Origin of the sequence: Actinoallomurus sp. NBC_01490 (genome assembly GCF_036227085.1) — a bacterium.
Classification (GTDB): domain Bacteria; phylum Actinomycetota; class Actinomycetes; order Streptosporangiales; family Streptosporangiaceae; genus Actinoallomurus; species Actinoallomurus oryzae.
In genome coordinates, this window is sequence record NZ_CP109433.1 from 10,171,212 (window position 1) to 10,188,390 (window position 17,179).

At 70.5% G+C, this 17,179-nt stretch carries 10 protein-coding genes; 8 read left to right on the top strand and 2 right to left on the bottom strand.

Going from position 1 to position 17,179, the window contains the following annotated elements; genetic code table 11:
* Positions 1–128: 128 nt before the first annotated feature.
* Genes OG417_RS46715 through OG417_RS46725 form a run of 3 tightly spaced genes read left to right on the top strand, consistent with a single transcriptional unit; the run spans position 129 to position 3,697 of the window.
* On the top strand, positions 129–635 hold the full coding sequence (locus tag OG417_RS46715; protein ID WP_329243864.1) for a PadR family transcriptional regulator: 507 nt from the start codon (positions 129–131) through the stop codon (positions 633–635).
* Positions 632–1,390 carry an ABC transporter ATP-binding protein gene (locus OG417_RS46720; RefSeq protein ID WP_329243866.1) on the top strand — a complete coding sequence of 253 codons (759 nt, stop codon included), beginning with the start codon at positions 632–634 and terminating at the stop codon, positions 1,388–1,390. Before OG417_RS46715 ends, OG417_RS46720 begins: the two co-directional genes overlap by 4 nt.
* Positions 1,391–1,393: 3 nt before the next feature.
* Complete coding sequence (locus OG417_RS46725) at positions 1,394–3,697, top strand: ABC transporter permease (protein WP_329243869.1); 2,304 nt, start codon at positions 1,394–1,396, stop codon at positions 3,695–3,697.
* Positions 3,698–3,721: 24 nt separating this feature from the next.
* Here the strand turns inward: OG417_RS46725 and OG417_RS46730 are convergent, their stop codons facing one another.
* Together OG417_RS46730 and OG417_RS46735 are read right to left on the bottom strand one after the other, a co-directional pair.
* Positions 3,722–4,315: a hypothetical protein gene (locus tag OG417_RS46730; protein WP_329243871.1), complete on the bottom strand. Its 594-nt coding sequence runs from the start codon at positions 4,313–4,315 to the stop codon at positions 3,722–3,724.
* A gap of 22 nt (positions 4,316–4,337) precedes the next feature.
* A complete protein-coding gene (locus OG417_RS46735; RefSeq protein ID WP_329243875.1) occupies positions 4,338–4,868 on the bottom strand; it encodes a hypothetical protein in 531 nt (176 codons plus the stop codon).
* Positions 4,869–4,950: 82 nt separating this feature from the next.
* Between OG417_RS46735 and OG417_RS46740 the strand changes: the two genes are divergently transcribed.
* From OG417_RS46740 to OG417_RS46760, 5 genes are all read left to right on the top strand, one after another.
* Positions 4,951–5,880: an SseB family protein gene (locus OG417_RS46740; RefSeq protein WP_329243878.1), complete on the top strand. Its 930-nt coding sequence runs from the start codon at positions 4,951–4,953 to the stop codon at positions 5,878–5,880.
* Positions 5,877–6,272 (top strand): hypothetical protein, encoded by a 396-nt coding sequence (locus OG417_RS46745; protein WP_329243881.1) that lies wholly within the window; start codon positions 5,877–5,879, stop codon positions 6,270–6,272. Before OG417_RS46740 ends, OG417_RS46745 begins: the two co-directional genes overlap by 4 nt.
* A 115-nt stretch (positions 6,273–6,387) precedes the next feature.
* The gene (locus OG417_RS46750; RefSeq protein WP_329243883.1) at positions 6,388–6,786 is read left to right on the top strand and encodes a YbaB/EbfC family nucleoid-associated protein; all 399 of its coding nucleotides are present in this window, start codon (positions 6,388–6,390) and stop codon (positions 6,784–6,786) included.
* Between the two features lie 7 nt (positions 6,787–6,793).
* Positions 6,794–7,132: a hypothetical protein gene (locus OG417_RS46755; RefSeq protein ID WP_329243887.1), complete on the top strand. Its 339-nt coding sequence runs from the start codon at positions 6,794–6,796 to the stop codon at positions 7,130–7,132.
* A 178-nt stretch (positions 7,133–7,310) separates the two neighbouring features.
* Complete coding sequence (locus OG417_RS46760) at positions 7,311–17,141, top strand: WXG100-like domain-containing protein (RefSeq protein WP_329243890.1); 9,831 nt, start codon at positions 7,311–7,313, stop codon at positions 17,139–17,141.
* The last annotated feature ends 38 nt before the right edge of the window (positions 17,142–17,179 follow it).

The window sequence follows — 17,179 nt, forward strand, 5'->3', positions numbered from 1 at the left end:
TACATGCATGTTATGCACACCCGTAATCCAGGTGTCAACGACAAGTTTCAAGTTCGTTACCTATGTCCAGGCATCACCATCACCCCTAACATGCCTGACATGCAGGAATCGTGAGGAGGTGGCCGCAGGTGCGATCGGTGTTGTTGGCCCTGCTGGCCAAGGAGTCCGCTCACGGATATGAGCTCAAGCAGGCTTTGGAGCAGACATTCGGCCCCGCCTACCCTTCGCCCAACATCGGGCAGATCTATGTCACTTTGGGACGGCTGGAGAAAGACGGCCTGGTCAGGGGCGAAGATGTCACGCAGAGCAACCGCCCGAACAAGCGTGTCTACGAGCTCACGCCGGCCGGCCGCGAGGCCGTCGCCGAATGGCTCGACGCACGCAGCGAGGGACCCCGCCTTCGCAGTGAGTTCTTCACCAAACTCGCCCTCGTCCCGCTGACCGGAGCCGCCGACCGTATGACCCTCATCAACCGGCAGCGCCGCCACTGCCTCAATCTCATGCGCGGCCTGTCCCAACCCGGCCAACCAGCGCAAGGCGGCAATCCCATCGCGAGTCTGCTCGTCGAAGGAGCCCGCCTGCACCTCCAGGCGGACCTCGAATGGCTCGAGCGCTGCCAGGAGGCGCTGACGTGAGCCCAGCCGAGAAGCCGGCCCCGGACGCCGCGATGATCCGTACCAAGGACCTGGTTAAGGTCCACCATTCCGACGGCACCGACGTGCACGCGATCCGCGGCATCGACCTCCTCGTGCACCCCGGGGAGTTCGTCGCCGTGATGGGGCCCTCGGGCTCGGGCAAGTCGACCGTGCTGCACCTGCTCGCCGGCCTGGTCCCCGCGACCAGCGGTGAGATCTGGCTGCGCGGCAGCCGCCTGAGCGACCTCAGCGAGGCCGAACGCGCGGTGCTCCGTCGCCGCCACATCGGCGTGGTGTTCCAGTTCTTCAACCTGATCTCGAACATGTCCGTCGCCGACAACGTCGAGCTGCCCGCGCTGCTCGCCGGCGCCAACCCGAAACAGGCGCGTGAGCGCCGGGAGTACCTCCTGGAGGAGCTCGGCCTCAGCGACCGTGCCGACGCCTCGCCCGCGCGCCTGTCCGGCGGCCAGCAGCAGCGGGTCGCCCTGGCGCGGGCCCTGGCCAACGAGCCCAGCCTGCTGCTCGCCGACGAGCCCACCGGCAACCTCGACAGCACCAACACGCGCGACGTCGTACGGCTGCTCGAACAGGTGCACGACCAGGGGCAGACGATCCTGCTCGTCACGCACGACGCTCGAGTGGCGAGCGCCGCCGACCGGGTGATATCCCTGTTCGACGGCATGATCGTCGACGACGCCGACGTACGGCCGCCGTCGGACAACAAGAACGCCATCGGCTCGATCCTGGATCTGTAGACAGTGCACGCCACCATCCGCTGGATACGCGCCGACCTGCGCACCCGTCCCGGCCAGGCCGTCCTGTCCGTGAGCGTCGTGGCCGGCGTCGTCACGGCGCTGATCCTCGCGACCACGATGCTCGCGGGCGCGATGGACCCGTGGAAGAGCGTGTTCACGCGCTCCCACGGCGCGCACGTGTGGATCCACGCGCGTCCCGGCACCGACCTGTCCTCGCTGTCGCACATGAGCGGCGTCACCGGTGTCTCCGGGCCGTTCCAGACCGCGGTCGCGACGGCGGTGCACGAAGGGCAGCGGGCACCGCTCGAACTGCGGGCGATGGGCAGCGAGCTGCCGGAGGTCGGCCGGCCGGTGCTCGCCAGGGGCCGCTGGCTCGACCCGGCCCGGCCCGACGGCGTCGTCCTGGAGCGCACGCTCGCCCGGACAATGCGCGCCGAGGTCGGTGACAGCCTCAGCGTCCGCGGACTCGACGGGCGGCGCTACGACCTGCCGGTGGCCGGCATCGCCGACGCCTCCGACCAGGGCCCCTATCCCTCGGTGACCCCCGGCATCGCCTGGGTGCTGCCGGGGGTGATGAACAGCATCGAGCCGAAGACCGCCAGCACCGAACTGCTCGTCGGGCTGAAGCTGTCCGACCCGAGCGCGAGCTCCTTCTTCGTCCAGCACGTGGTCACCGTCCTCGGCGGCGACCACGTGGACCGGGTCTCGACGTGGCAGCAGGCGCGCGCGTCGATGGAGACGGACAGCCGCCTGCTCGGCCTGCTGATGGGCATGTTCGGCGTCGTCGCGCTGATCGCCGCCGCGCTGGCCATCGGCAACGCGACGGGCGGGCGCATCCTGTCCCTGCTCCAGGACATCGCCCTGCTCAAGGCCCTGGGGTTCACTCCGGCGCAGATCCGGCGGATGCTGCTGCTGGAGCAGACCTGCCTGGGCGTCGCCGGAGTGGTGGCCGGCAGTGTGCTCGGCTCGGTGCTGACCGACTCCTCGTTGTCCCAGCGGCTGTTCGGCTCCGTCACCGGCGTGGCCGCGGCGCCCCTGTCGTTCGGCCGGCTGGCCCTGATCGCGATCGCCACCCTGCTGGCCGTGGTGGTGGCCACCCTGCTGCCCGCCTGGCGGGGTAGCCGGGTCTCCCCCACCAGCACGGTCACCGCGGAGCCGCCGAGCGGCCGGCTGTCCCGGTTCGCCCGCGTCGCCCTGCTCGTACGCCTGCCGCCGGCGCTGGTCCTCGGTGCCCGCGACGCGTTCACCCGCCGGATGCGGGCCGCCATCACGGTCGGCGGCCTGGCCATCCCGATGGTCATGGTGACGATCGCGCTCGGCTGCTGGTCGACGCTCGACAACTTCGAGGACCACCCCGAGCAGATCGGCCTGGCCGGCGCGCTCGTCGCCCATCCCGTCGGTCTGATCCCGTACGAGGCCAGCGCGGTCATCGCCGCCGACAAGGACGTGACCGCGGTCTACCCCGAGGTGCAGATGGACGCGCTGCTGCCCGGGCAGACCCGGACCATCCAGGCGCGGGCCCTCGGCACGTCCAAGCGGCCGTACCCGTTCCCGGTGCAGGAAGGCCGGATGTACGCCAAGCCGGGCGAGGCGGTCGCGGGCCAGGGTCTGCTCGACCTCCTGCAGGTCCACGTCGGCGACCGCGTACGGCTGACCATCGGCGGCGCTCCCGTGATCGTGCACATCGTCGGCCGCACGATCGAGCCGTCGCTGAGCGGCGAGGTGCTGTCCTTCGGCATGGACACGCTGGACCAGGCGGTGCGTACGACACCATCGCCGTCGTACCGGATCGTCCTGCGGCACGGCGCCTCGGTGGAGACCGCGCGCAGGCGCCTGCTGAGCGAGTCACAGGACCGGCTCGACATCCAGGCCGCCCAGAACCCGGCCCAGCGCCTCTTCGTCGTCCGCGTCGTGATCTTCGGGCTCGTCATCGTGCTCGCGCTGATCTGCGTGGCGAACCTGCTGACCGCGGCGTCGGTGGGGCTGCGCGACCACATGCGCGACATCGTCGTGCTGCGCGCCATGGGCCTGACGCCGCGGCAGGTGACCACGACGCTGGTGTCGGGCACGAGCGTGCTGGCCCTGATCGCGGTGGTCGCCGGGATCGGCGGCGGCCTCGCGATGTCCACCCGCCTCATCGACCTGCAGGGCCGTACGAGCGGGGTGGGCGCCGGCATCGGACGAGCGCCGAGCGTGCTCGAGCTGGTCGTGGCCGCCGTCGTCGCGCTGGCGCTCGCCGCGCTCATGGCCTTCATGCTGGCGCGCAAGGCGACGAACATCGACGTACGCGAGGTGTCGCGGTTCTAGGCCCCGTGGGACGGACGCGGGAGGTCAGTTCTCGGCGTAGAGCGCGGTGAAGGTGTCGAGGCTCTCCTGGTAGAAGGAGATGTCGTCGGTCAGCCGCGACCGGGTGAACCGGTCCGGCTCCCGCTGGTACGCCTCCCGGCCCATCTCGGTCCAGAACGCCGCGGACGGCACCTCGTCGACTCCCGGCGGCATGAACTTCAGCACCTCGGCCGCCGCGTCACGGGCGAACTCCCAGCCCAGGACCACGCTCTCGTACAGCTCGCGGTCGGTCGGGTCCTCGGCGAACCGGAGGTCCTCATCCAGCACGCGCCGCGCGTAGCCCGCGCTGACGAGCTGCCACTGCCCCGGATCGAGGAGCTCGGAGAGGCCGACGCCGAACTGCGATCCCTCCTCGCGGGCCTCGGCCTCGCTCGCGTACGGGACCTGGACCTCGATGGGCTCTCCGCTCCCGGTGCCCGGTGGGCCCTCGAAGCGTAGAGTCCAGGCCTCCTCGCCTTCGGTCACGGTGGTCCACCGCTCGTGGTCGCGGGCGACCTCCTCGGACGCGGCACCGCCGGCCAGCGTCACGTTGATGAAGAGGTGCGCCTCCACCAGCGTTCTCGCCTGGGAGTCGGGCACGCTATCACTCCTCTTGCCAGGATTACGCGGACCGGTATTCCGCCGCGAGGTCACGATAGGTGTCTTGGACGATCATGAGGCGTTCGCGGCGGAACCGGCCCGGCTCCTCGGCGCGCATCCGCGCCCCGCGTTCGGACCAGAACGCCTGGTCCGGCGCCTCGTCCTGGCCGTCGGGGATGAACTTCACGATCTCCTCGACCGCCGCGATCGCGATCGCCAGCGCCCGGAGCGCGGCGTCGGGGTCGTCGCGCGGCACGTTGCCCGCCGTCATGTCGGCCACCCACAGCCACTCTCCGGCGTCCAGGAGCTGCGACGGCTCCGGGCCGCCGAAGGTGGGGAACCCCTCCGGCACCACCTCGCGCCCGGGAAGCGCGAACACGAACTCGCGTTCGGCGCCGCAGGCCGAGCACGTGCCCGAATAGGCGGTGCCCATCGAGGAGCCGACGGCGACGACGCCGCTATCCCAGTCGGTCTCGACCGAACCGCATTCGCAGGGACGCAGGTCAAGGTAGAGATGGGCCTCGTCCCGGGTGCGCGCCACCGGAAGTTCCATGACCGGCTCCCCCTCGTCGCCTGAGTCCGTTCGGCCCTTCGGACCTGTCCGGCCGGGCGAGACCGAGGTTAGTGTGTCCGCCATGGGGTCGGCCAGCGCGTTCGATGAGCATCTCGCGGAGGCCCATGCGGCCGGCGACCTCACCCGGTGTCTCGGCCTGCTGCGGCTGGCCGACTTCGCGCTGCCGCTCAGCGATGAGGCGGCGACCGGCGCCGAGCCCGCCGCATGGCCCACCCTGACCTTCGGTGAGCGCACCTGGCTGATGGCCTACACCTCGGCCGAGGCCCTGGACACGGCGTTGGAACGTTCCGGTCACCGATTCCGTGTCGCGTCGCTGGCCGAGCTCTGCGCCGGCTGGCCCGACCCGAGCTGGGGGCTGGCCGTCAACCCCGGCCTGGAGGTCTCCTTCCTCCTCGAGCCGGGCACGGTCGCCAGGCTCGGCGTGCCCACGCTGTCCCAGGACCAGGCCGCGGAGCCGGAGTCCGGCCCGCCGATCGTGCAGAAGCTACTGCACCCGGACGAGATCCACGACCTGCTGGCCGCCGAAGAGCCGACCGTGTCGGGCTACTGCCACCACGCGCTCGACGTCGCGCACATCGCCACACCGGCGGTGCTGGCCGAGGCGCTGACGCGCTCCGATGTGATCAGCACCGCCGGCTCGGTGAACATCCTGCGCTGGCCGGCGCTCGGGCTCTCCCTCTACCGGACCCCGTACGGCGGAACCGACGAGGAGGGCAGGGCGGCGGTCGAGGGCTGGGTGATCGAGGAACCGCCGTTCATCGGCATGGGCCTCGTGCCCAACGTCGACCAGACGATCCGGGAGTACAAGATCGACGGCATCGGGCTGCCGCACGGGGCGGAGATCGTCGAGCTGACCGCCGACGGCGTGGAGCGCCGGCGCGCGGTCTACGACGGAGATCTCGGCAGGTGGCTCTTCATCGGCGACGAGCCCGCCGAACCCTCCGAGCCCGACGAACCCTCCGAGCCCGACGAGCCCGAGGAGGCCGGATGACCTACCGGGCCCGATGGGGCGATGCCGACTACGACGCGAGCCCCGAGCTGCGCTCCGGCCGGTTGTGGATGCGCCTGCGGAGCACCGCGCCGGCGCCGGAGTTCGAGGAGGTCCGGCCCGGCCGGTACGTCCGGGCCGTGCCGGCCGATGAGTGCGCGGCGGTGTGTTTCGTCTCGCTCGTGTGCCGCTGGCGCGGTGCGCCGTTCCGGGTACACGACCGGCGAGACGACGAGCTGCTGCTGGAGTACACCGGTGGCCGCGTGACCGTCGCCCAGAGCCTGGGTCTCGACCGGGTCGAGCGCGGCGTGTACCGGCGCTGGGTCTCCCGCGACGAGGTGACCGAGCTACGGGAACACGCGGTTCCCCTCGACGACGGACCCGGCGGCGTATGACAGCCATATGACAGGGTCTTACGGAAAACGGTCTTGGTCTGTTACATTCATATGAACTCTTGACGTCGCATACGTGTCGTTCGATCGGCGCACTTCGTTAGGTGGTGGCGAGCCGTTGTCCGAAGAGATGGAAACGGCTGGTCTGCGGATCTACGCCGATGAGTTGCGTGACGCCTTCATGCGCATGAATGCCGAAGCGCTGAGCCTGCACGCCCAGGGGCGCGCCGTGCGGGTGACCGAGAAGTCGAGCGACGGGCTGGTGGCCGCGACGGTCGGCGCGCGCGGAGAGCTCATAAGTCTCGACATCGATCCACGGGTCTTCCGGCGACCGGATTCCCGGCAGCTCGCCGACGCGATTGTCAAGACCGTCAATGAGGCTGCGAGTAAGGCTCAGGAGAAGGTCGTGGAGATCTTCGAGCCGCTCATTCCGGCCGATCAGATGCGAGCGCACCTCGACGGGGACGTGGAAAGTGTGCTGGAGCAGATGGTCCAGCAGATACGCGGGGAAAGGTGACTCACAGATGACAGAGCTCCAGGGCCTGCGAGTCGACAACACCACGGTGGGACGGGGACTGTCCGCCTGGGACTCGATGTCGTCTGAACTCCAGAGCATGTGGAACAAGGCCGTGACCAGAGTGCGCGCACTCAACGATGAGACGCCGTGGGGAGACGGCAGTGACGGCGCCTCGTTCTATGCGGCCTATGTGGCGAACGGCGGGCCCGAAATGCTCTGCGCCGAGGGCACCCGGCTCGTCGACGAAATCGTCAAGGTGGGCCCGACCATGCGCAAGTCGGTCCAGAACATCACCTCGACAGATCATGGGATGGCCCAGGACCTGAACAACAGCATTTCGGTGTAACACGTTGCGAGGCGGGGTCATCACAGTGTTCACATCTTGCGGGCACCCTCCCCACCGGAAGCGGTAGGCCATGGCCGGGGGCAGGTCGACTAACACCAACGTCAGCCATAATCCCAATGATGATGTCAATAGTCAGATTCCGGCGCTTCCGGATCCGGCCGGGATCTCGACCAAGGACGTGCAGCCGGCCTGGGAGACCGAGGCGCTGCCCGACTGGGTGAACTATTGGCTCGTTCCAATGCTGACGTCCGGGCAGAGCTGGCCGGGGGCCAGCGAGAGCAAGATGTGGCAGCTCAGGCTCGCCTTCGAAGACATGGTGAAGGTGGCCGCCGCGGCGTTCGAACCGGCCGGGACGTCGGTACGCACGATCTCGACCGGGTATGAGGCCGTTTCGGCGATCCTGGCCAAGGCCCGGGTCTCCGAACTGTTCGGCGATCAGGCCGGCATGCTGGAGAAAATGGTCTCGGCCTATCTCTACTCCCGGCAGACCGACAGTTTCGCGCAGAACACCCAATATTCCAAGATTTCGTGCAACGTCGCTTTCTGGGTGGCCGTGACCGCCGCTTTCGTCGCGCTGGTGGCCGCCTACTTCACCGCCGGCACGACCGTTTCCCTCATCGGTCCGTACGCCCAGGCGGGGCGGAACGCGATCGCCCAGATCCTGGAACGGCTGGGCATGGCGGCCGGACGCTCGTTCGGGGCCAACGGCGCGGCACGGATCACCGCTCTGGCCGGCAACTCCGCGGCCGGCCGGTTCGTCTCCCACGCCCTGATGCACGAACTGATCGAGGAGCTCGGCGAAGAGGGCTTCACGGACGCCTACAGCCAGTACCTGCAGATGAAGCAGGGTACGCGGAGGGACTTCGACTGGCACATGGCCGCGGCGACGGCCATCGGGGCGGGCACCGGCGCGTTCGTGGGCATGAAGCTGCACGGCCCCGTCTCCGGCATCGCCGACAACCTGCCGGGGATCCGCACGCTGAACCGCATCGCCGGGGACGCGCCGGGAGTCGGCAACGCGTTCCGGCGTTTCCCCGGCCGGGCGATGAACACCGGCCTGAACAACGTGGCGGCCTCACCCGCGGGCAGCTTCCTGGCCAACGGGCTGGTCTACGGCCAGTGGGAACCCCCCAACGCGGAGTCGATGCTCGGCGGTTTCATGGGAGGCGTCGGCCGGACCAACACGGTCAGCCCGTTCAATCCCAGCGTCTTCCACGCGGTGACCAACCCGGGTGTCAGTCTCGCCAACGCCTCCCACACCGCCCTGACCACCGACCTCAGGCATCTGGGGATCGATCCGAACGCCACGGCGGACCCGTCGGCCGCCGGAAACGGCGGGCAGGATGGCGCGAAGCACGACTCGCAGCCCCAGCCGGTGCAGAACGGTACGCCGCCGGTCACGTCGCAGGTAACGCCCAACTCCCTGACCGGCGGCGAGACGGTCAAGCCGATGAAGGGCCCGCTGCCGGCGGGGTCCCCCACCAACACCACGACCGACCCCGCCCGCGTGAACACCGCCACGCATTCCACGCAGGCGAACGCCGAACCGGAGCACGCGGCGCCGGACAACGCCGCCGACCCGGCGCCGTCGGCGGCCCAGGTCGATCCGAACGCGGCACAGCACGGCCAGAGCGTTCCGGTCAACGCCGACGTCCCGCAGGCCGGCAACGGCCCCGCGCACCCGGAGGCGACGGCGGCTCCGACTGTGACGAGCCACCCCACGGCGACCCCCGCGCCCACCACGGGCCACGAGACGAGCCTGGTCGGCACGGACCCGGTGACGGCGCCCGTCACCGGACCGCAGACCGCACCCGCCAACGGCACGCCGACCGGACCCGTCGCCGGCTCGCCGTCCGGGCCCGTCGCCGGGTCCGGCGACACCGGCACCGGCCGGCCCGGCTCCTCCCAGTCCACCCCGTCCTCGGCGCAGTCCGGCGACCCGATCGTCAACGCTCTGGTCAACCACTGGATCCGGCCCGACAGCGCGCCGAGCGCGAACACCGCCGGTCCCGGGCCGACCGGGAACACCGACGCCCAGACGCACGCGCCGTCCCACGGCCACCAGTCCGACTTCGGCCTGGTGGCGGCGGGGCGGATCAAGGGAACGGGGTTCGTCCCCAATGGACGGCAGGGACCGGTCGAGCTGACGATGGCCGAGGCGCGCGCGCTGTTCGACGCCGAGCTGCGGCCCACCGACTTCGGTCCCCACGTACGCGGCTGGACCTGGTCCGCCGACGGCACGACGCTGACGATTCACTTCCAGGACCACCTGAACCGCCCCCCGCAGCACTTCCGGTTCAAGGTCCAGGACAAGGGGGGCCGCAACCGCACCCGTCAGGCCAACGCGCGCGGTCCGCGTCACCCACGGCTGGGGCGGCGCCGTCTCGGCCGTACCCGGGTGCGGACGGGCGCCGAGAGAGATCCGCATCTCTCGACGCTGGCGCGGGGGATGGCGTCCGATCAGGTGGCGCGGGTGATGCTGCACGAGATCAGCGACACCTTCCAGCGCCAGACGGCGGCCGAGGCCCGCTCGGGGCAGGGCATGATCCGCAAGTTCCGCTCCCGCCTGGCCGAGCGCCGCGACGGCTGCCTGTCCGCCCGGCTCAACGAGCACTGGTACCTCTCGCGCAAGTGGCAGGCGGCCACCACCGACGCGGAGCGGCAGGCGCACCGCACCGAGATCGAGGGTGTCGCGCGCTACCTGCGCAAGCACGGCCACACGCCGCCACCGCCGCCCTGGTCCGGCGAGGGACGGCCGACGACGGGGCCGAACGCCGACCTGTCCGACCTGCACGCCAATCTCCACACCGCGGCCACGGCCACGGCGCAGGCCCTCACCCACCTGCGGCAGGGCATCGTCGACCAGCTCGCCGCGCTCGACCTGACCAGCGACGAGCTGCACCGGCTCACGTTGGAGAACTACGACGCCGCCACCCGGCTGGCCCGTGAGGCGAGCGACGCCATCATGAGCGGCGACCCGGCCCGCGGCCGTGAGCTGCGCGAGGCCGCCCTGCGTCACCGCCAGGCGGCCGAGGTCTACAGCAACATGCGCGACCCGGTGATGGAGGTGCACGAGGCGTACCGCAAGGCGACCGGTCTGCTCGACCGGCTGGCCGCCGGCAGGTCCGTCCAGCCGGACGACATCGCCACGGCGATCCAGGACGCCGGCCGGCGACACGAGCAGTACCAGCGCGATCTCACCCGCGCCGGGCAGAGCCTGCCGTCAGGCGATCCCGCCGTGGCCGGCGAGCGGCACACCGAGCTCGCCGAGCGCCTCATCGCCCGCCAGGCCGCCGCCACCGACCTCAAGCAGGGTCTCGAGCGGCAGGCCGCCTCACTCGACCAGGCCGCGGCCGACCAGCAGAGGGTCGCGGAGTACCACCGCGGGGCCGCCAAGTACGCCTTCGACCAGTCCCAGCGGCTCGCCGCCGGCGGGCCGTCAGCCCTCGCGCAGACCCACTACGACGCCGGCGTCCGGCTGAACGGCGAGGCGACCGCGTACGGCCAGGCGTCCCAGCTGGCCGGCCAGGCCGCGTCCTCCTACCGCGAAGCCGCGAGCCGGCTGGACCAGCTGATGGCCGGCGGACCGCTGGACCTGACCAGGCTCGCCCGGAACCTCGGCCAGGCACAGGCGCACCATGCGGGATACAAGGAGGCGATCGCCGACCGGCCGTTGCCGGCTCCCGTCGCCCGGGCGATCCACGAGGCCGAGAACACTCCCGAGCCTCCGCGGGCCGAGGTGGCCGACCTGCGGGCCAGGCTGGCCGCGAGCATCACGGTGTCGGGCCGGACGGCCCTGGCGCTACAGCAGGAGATCGGCAACCAGCTCGCCGTCCTCGAACGGGACGCCGGCGAACTGCAGCGGCTCGCGACGGAGAACTACGACGCGTCCCTCCGGCTGCTCCGAGAGGCGAGCGACGCCATCGCGGGCGGCGACTTCGACCAGGCACGCGAGCTGCGCGAAACCGCCCGACGGCACCGTCTGTCCGCCGACGCGTACAGCGACCTGCGCATTCCCGCGGTCCAGGCCCGCGCGGCGTACCAGAACGCCGCCGACCAGCTCACCGGTTTCGCGAGCGACCGGGGTGTCCGCCTCGGCGACCTGGCCCAGGCCGTCCAGGACGCCCGGACTCACCACGACGAGTACCACCGCGCACTCGCCGCCTCCGGGCAGAGCCCTACGACTCTCGGCCCCTCGGCCACCGTCCGCCTGCACCTTGATCTGCACGGCCAGCTCACCGAGCGCAACCGGATCGCCGCCGACCTCGCCGCCGAACTCCAACGGCACGCGGGCACGCTGGCCGACGCCGGCGACGCGCTGCACCGGCTGATGAACGAGAAGTACGACACCGCCGTCCGGCTGGCCGAGGAGGTGAGGGAGGCCATTCGGGACGGTGATCTCCAGCGTGGCAACGAGCTGCGTGAAGCCTTCCTGCGCGCGCGGAAGGCCGGCGACGAGTACAGCGACATGCGCATCCCCGCGATGCAGGCCCACGCGGCGTACCAGAGTGCCATCGACCAGCTGAACGCCATGGTGTCCGGCAACGACTTCCAGCGGGGCCGTCTCGCGGGGAGTCTCGACGAGGCCCGGGAGCACCAGCTCGCCTACCGAGAGGCGCTGGAGAAGGGAACGCTGCCGACGGACGCCGACTCGGCCATCCAGGCGGCGGACTCCCGGCTGGCCACCGACACGCGGCCGCCCGACGAAGCGATGACCGCCACCACGCCCGCCGGGGCACTTCCGGTCGGCCATCTCACCCGCCTCGTCAACCAGGTGCTCTCCCGCGCCGGTATCGATCACCGCTTCACCGTGGAGGACCTGGACCGCACTCTGCGAGGCGACTTCCGGCGCCTGATCTCGGAGGACGGCGCGATACTCCCGGTCCCCGGCGGCGAGGTACGCGTCAAACTGCGGGTGCCCCACCTGCGCATGGTCACCGACACGGACGTCGAGGCGTCGGAGACCATGGTCGGCACGCTCCCGCAGGGTGGCGCATCGGTCGCCTCGGCGGCGAACCGCAGCGTCGACCTGTCGGGGTCGGTGGACGCGGGGGCCCTCGCGAACCTGACGCCCTGGGAATGGGCCAAGGCCGTCGCGCAGTTCGCCATCCTCAAGGGAGGCGGCGGGTACAACTGGAGCGGCTCGGACACGCACCACGCGTCCGAGTACACGCTGAACGGTGCGGTCGAGGACGACCGCAGCCCGCACTCGATGTTCGAGACCCCCTGGTCCGAGAAGCAGTCGGCCGACAACCCCGTGTTCGAGGTCCAGATACGCCGGTCGGCCGACGGCCCTGGGCACGGATGGAGCAACGCCACGGCGGTCGGCGCCGACGGCCCCGTCCGGGTGTGGGTCTCGCACACCTACACCGACGGCGCGCCGGCGGAGAAGGCGCAGCTCGACGTGGCCGACCGGCAGAAGACGCCGTTGCCGGAGAGCTCGGTCACCGGAATGACCGGGCTGAGCGAACTCACCGACCGCACGGCCGAGGAGATGGGGCTCGGCCCCGACCTCGACGACGTGGCCCGGCGACAGGTGCGCACGCTGTTCAACGACGAGCTGCCGAGCCGTCTCACGGAGGCGGTCAACGACCCGCACGGGCTGCAGCGGACGATCGTCAAGGACGGCAAGGAGATCGGCACCGTCCAGATCAAGTCGGAGATCGTGCTCGAGCCGGATGAGGACCCGCGGGTCGGACCGGCCAGCAACAAACGCTGGCTGGAGCGGCTCCGGATCACCTTCTCGGGCGCGTCGCGGGACTCCGCGAGAGGCCGCGCGCGGCACTTCAACGTCACCGGTGGCGTGCAGGTCGCTCCCGACCACCTGAGCGCGCTGAACGCCATCGGCGGCGTGACGCCCAAGTTGTCGGGCACGTACGCCCGCACCCGGTCGCGCTCCAAGTCCCGGAGCGCGGGTGGCACTTCCATCCACCCGAGCGTGCAGCGGTGGAAGGGGCACACGCAGGGGTACCGGCTGCGGGTGAAGCACACCGTCACGATCCACATGGCGGGTGAGCGGCGGGCCCGGCCGGCGATCGACGGGGAGAGCAAGGCGCTCTTCCGTATACCGGAGCCCCTCGCCTACCGGTACGGCCTGCCGGTGGACCCGGCGGCGATCGCCCGCGACGACAAGGGAGCGATCCAGTACAACCCGGATGGCACGGTCAGGCTGCGGGACGACCCCGATCCCAAACCGCCCAAGGGCCGCAAGGGCGAGCTGCCGGAGGTGTTCGGCCGGGACAAGCTCCGCGGGGCCGGGCCGGCGCTGGTCGAGGACGTCACCGGCGTCGACGAGGTCCGCAGGAAGCTCGAGGAGCACCTGCGGAAGCTCGGCCTGCTGCCGAAGATCAAGAACGGGCAGAAGGTCTACTCCCGCGACCCCGTGAAGCGCGCCAGCCAGATGGCCAACGAGCGTGAGGTGGACGAGCAGCTGAGCATGAGGGCCGGCCAGAACGGAAAGCCGACCGGCCCGCGGTTCGAGGCGGGCTATGACCAGCTGGCACAGGAGGGCCTGTACCTCGACCTGATGCACGCCGCCACCGGCCACTCCCCCAAGAACTTCACGCTCCGGATCAAACTCGAGCAGGATTTCGACAACGCCGAGTTCAAGGGGGTGAGCGAGGCCGAGTCGGTCGTGAACCTCGACATCGGCTCCGACACCACCAGCGTCAACGAGGGCCAGTCGACGACCAACAGCGGCACCGGAACCGCCGCCGTCGACGCGGCGAAGGGCCCCGGTCTCACGCCTTCGGGCGGCGAGGTCGACGTCACGTACAACAGCACCGAGGGTGCGAACACGGCCGTGGGCGACACCACCAACCAGGTGGTGCTGGTGGAGGGCGCCGGGCCGGTGGCGGTGTTCGAGATCCCGCACAAGCTGCGGGTCGACATGATCACGTCCAAGGGCGCACAGAAAATGATCGCCGAGGACATCGACGGGTCGGCGCGGGTCGTGCTGCCCGCCGACCTGCTGCCGTCGAGCGAGAATCACCCGACCTCTCCGACGCACCCGACCTCGGACGAGGCCAAGCGGGCGAGCAGGCTGCTGCACATGGATGCCGGCGACGAGCTCACCATGAAGGCGGCGAAGCTCCTCGGCGTCAAGGTGAACTCCCCCGAGTTCCACGAACTCGCCGCGTCGCTCAACGCCCGCGGGCTGCTCGCCCACCCCGAATGGATGTACAGCGCCTACCACACCGGCCAGGTCACGGTGACCAGCGAGCTGGGCGACTCCGAGTTCGTCACCATGTCGCACCTGGTGGACGGCGACATCAACCTCACGATGGGCAGCCACGCCGTCGGCCACAACGAAAGCCACGGCTGGGCGGTGAAGGGCGCGGGCGGCATGGGGGTGAACACCTCCGGCGACCCGAACGGCGGTGTGAGCGCCAGCCTCTCCCGGTCGTCGTCCAAGTCGCGGTCACGGACGGACACCGACATCTGGGGGACCGAGCAACTCGCCATCGACACCGGCAACAAGTACATCTTCCGGACGCACGCCAACCTCCGCGTCTCCACCGCACCGGACGCCAAGGGCCACGCTCGGTCGGAAACGGTCGATGGCCGCCCGGTCCTGTACGCCCTCGCCGAGCGTGACGCCCTGAACATGTACGCCCACAAGAAGCTGCCACTGCCCCTGCACCAGGTCGCCGACGCCATGGAACGCCTGCTGAGTGGCGAGCTCAGGCTGGACCGGCGTACGGCCGTCCCGCTCGCGCGCCGGTACCTCGGCGACCTGGCGGCGGCCCGCCACAAGCTGAGCCTGGACGTGCGGCAGAGCCACCCGACGGGGGTCCCGTACCTGCCCGTCACGAAGGGACACACCCGGGAGGCCTTCGCCGACCTGCTGACGCGTTTCTTCCCGGCCGACACGTTCTCGTCCTCGGACACGGCGGCACACCGGATGATCAAGATGCTGGCGGAAGTGCGCCGCATGCGCAGGCATCCGGACAAGATGGCGATCCCGGACCACTATCAGAAGGGCATGGGCATCAGCACGTTCCAGCGGACGTCGCTGCACACCGCCGAGGCCCCGGGCAAAGAGGTCGAGCTGCTCGACCAGGTCGCCGAGGCCGTCAGCGCGGTCGCGCCCAAGGCGCTGGCCGACGATCCGGCGCTCTGGCGCGCGCTCTACGTCGACTTCGGCGGCAAGCGCTGGTGGGGAAAGATGACCAACATGCTCGGCCCGGAAGGCTATTCCAAGAACTTCGGCGACTTCACGGTCCGGGTCACGGCGAGCTTCGACGGCGATCCGGTGCTCCTGCGCCACCTGTACGCCCACGGCCAGATCCTTCAGCACTACACGTACGAGCAGGAGGACGTCTCCCAGAGCAAGAACGTCACCTACGAGGGATCGATCACCGGAAGCATCGCCAAGAAAGGCATTCCGACCCCCTTCGGCCACACCGACGGCAGCGCGCACGGCACGCTCAAGTCCCACCGCTCGCACACCTCCAGCGGCGGCCACACCCGGCAGAAGACCCGGCTTCAAGGCGAGGGAGTGTTCAGGAACGCCGAGCCGGTGATCGAGCACGGGCTCACCCTCAAGGTCGAGGTCGTGCGCAACTCCGTCGACATCCGGGCCGCCCTGGAGGGCGCGAAGCGCCGCCACGAGGTCACCCTGAGCGGAACGGCCGAGCGGGTGCTCCCCGCCGGAATGGCAGCGAAGGCCGGCACGGTCTCGACCTCCCCGGTCGGCCCCGCGGACGCGCGCCGGCTCGTGCCCCCCGCGAAGTCCAGCCCGGAACGGGTGCGGATCGACACGCTCCCCGACGCCATCATCGACGAGCTCGTCCGTCACAAGGTGCTCAGCCGGTCCGAGGCCCGCTCGCACCGGGCCGAGATCGTGAAGGTCACGACCGGGGACTCGCTGACCGCCCGCTTCGAGCGGACGACCGACGCGAACGGTCACCGCATGATCACCCTCCAGGTCGGCAAGGACAAGGTCGTGGAGGTGTGGGTACGGTCCAACCTCTCAGAACCCAAGATCGTGGCCGCCAACCTGAGCGAGACCGAGCTCCGCGACGTCAACCGCCAGCTGGAGCAGGCGAGGGACGAGGCCGATCGCAGCCACCTGGGCCCCGCGACCCACACCTACGGTGGCGGCCCCGACACACTCGGCGTCGGCGCGGAGCTCTCGTTCCACGCGCAGAAGACGCAACACCGCTCCGTCAGCGGCGGTAACCGGAATGAGACGAGCACCTTCGAGAAGGGTTCCGCCCACAAGGTCGAGTTCCGGGTCGACAGTGACATCGCGTTCGTCGTGAAGAAGATCGAGTCCCTCGACCAGGCCGAGGTCGTCGGAACACCGGTGCGCATCGCGCACGCGGCCACCGGCAGCGCGACCCTCACGCTGTTCGGGCACGAGCTGGACACGATGCTCTCCCGGGCCGAGGCCGGGGCGCCGGACCGGCCCGCCTGGAGGTCCGACGAGCCCCAGTCCGCCAAGCCGGGCCGGCGCCGCCCGCACGACCTGCAAAAACTGCTGGACAAGGCCTCGGGCCAACCCGGCTTCGACCCGGCGATGCCGCACCGCGCCGTGGCCGAGGTCCTCAAGGCCGACGGCGCGCGCGCCGGCGTGCCCGTCCGCCTGCGGGCCCACTTCGACCGGGGTGCGCCCAACGCCCAGGTCAACCACGCACGCCTGCTGGCCCGCGAGCTGAACACCGAGGTCCACCTCGACGTCCGCAACACCGACGGCACCGTCACCTCCTACTCGGCGACCTTCGACGGCGAGCTGCACATGCCCTCCGACGAGGGTTTCGCGGCGCGTTTCAACACCCTGCCGAACGACCTCATCGTCCAGGCCGACCGTTTCGGCCTCGACCTGCATGCGCTGGACCTTCGAACCCGATCGCAGGAGGGCACCTTCGCCGACAAGGTCAGGGACGAGCTGAGGCGGCTCGCGATCCCGGGCCACGTCCAGGACCAGCCGGGCTGGCCGACCCAGTCGCCCCCGGACGAGTCCGAGTGGCACGGTCAGAGCTACATGGGCGCCAGCTCGGTCTGACGCCTCTCCGGGGAGGACGCGGGGCGGGCCGGCGATGG

Coding starts and splice junctions, on each gene's coding strand:
- OG417_RS46735 (WP_329243875.1), bottom strand. CDS start 4,868: ATGGAACTTCCGGTGGCGCGCACCCGGGACGAGGCCCATCTCTACCTT.
- OG417_RS46740 (WP_329243878.1), top strand. CDS start 4,951: ATGGGGTCGGCCAGCGCGTTCGATGAGCATCTCGCGGAGGCCCATGCG.
- OG417_RS46745 (WP_329243881.1), top strand. CDS start 5,877: ATGACCTACCGGGCCCGATGGGGCGATGCCGACTACGACGCGAGCCCC.
- OG417_RS46755 (WP_329243887.1), top strand. CDS start 6,794: ATGACAGAGCTCCAGGGCCTGCGAGTCGACAACACCACGGTGGGACGG.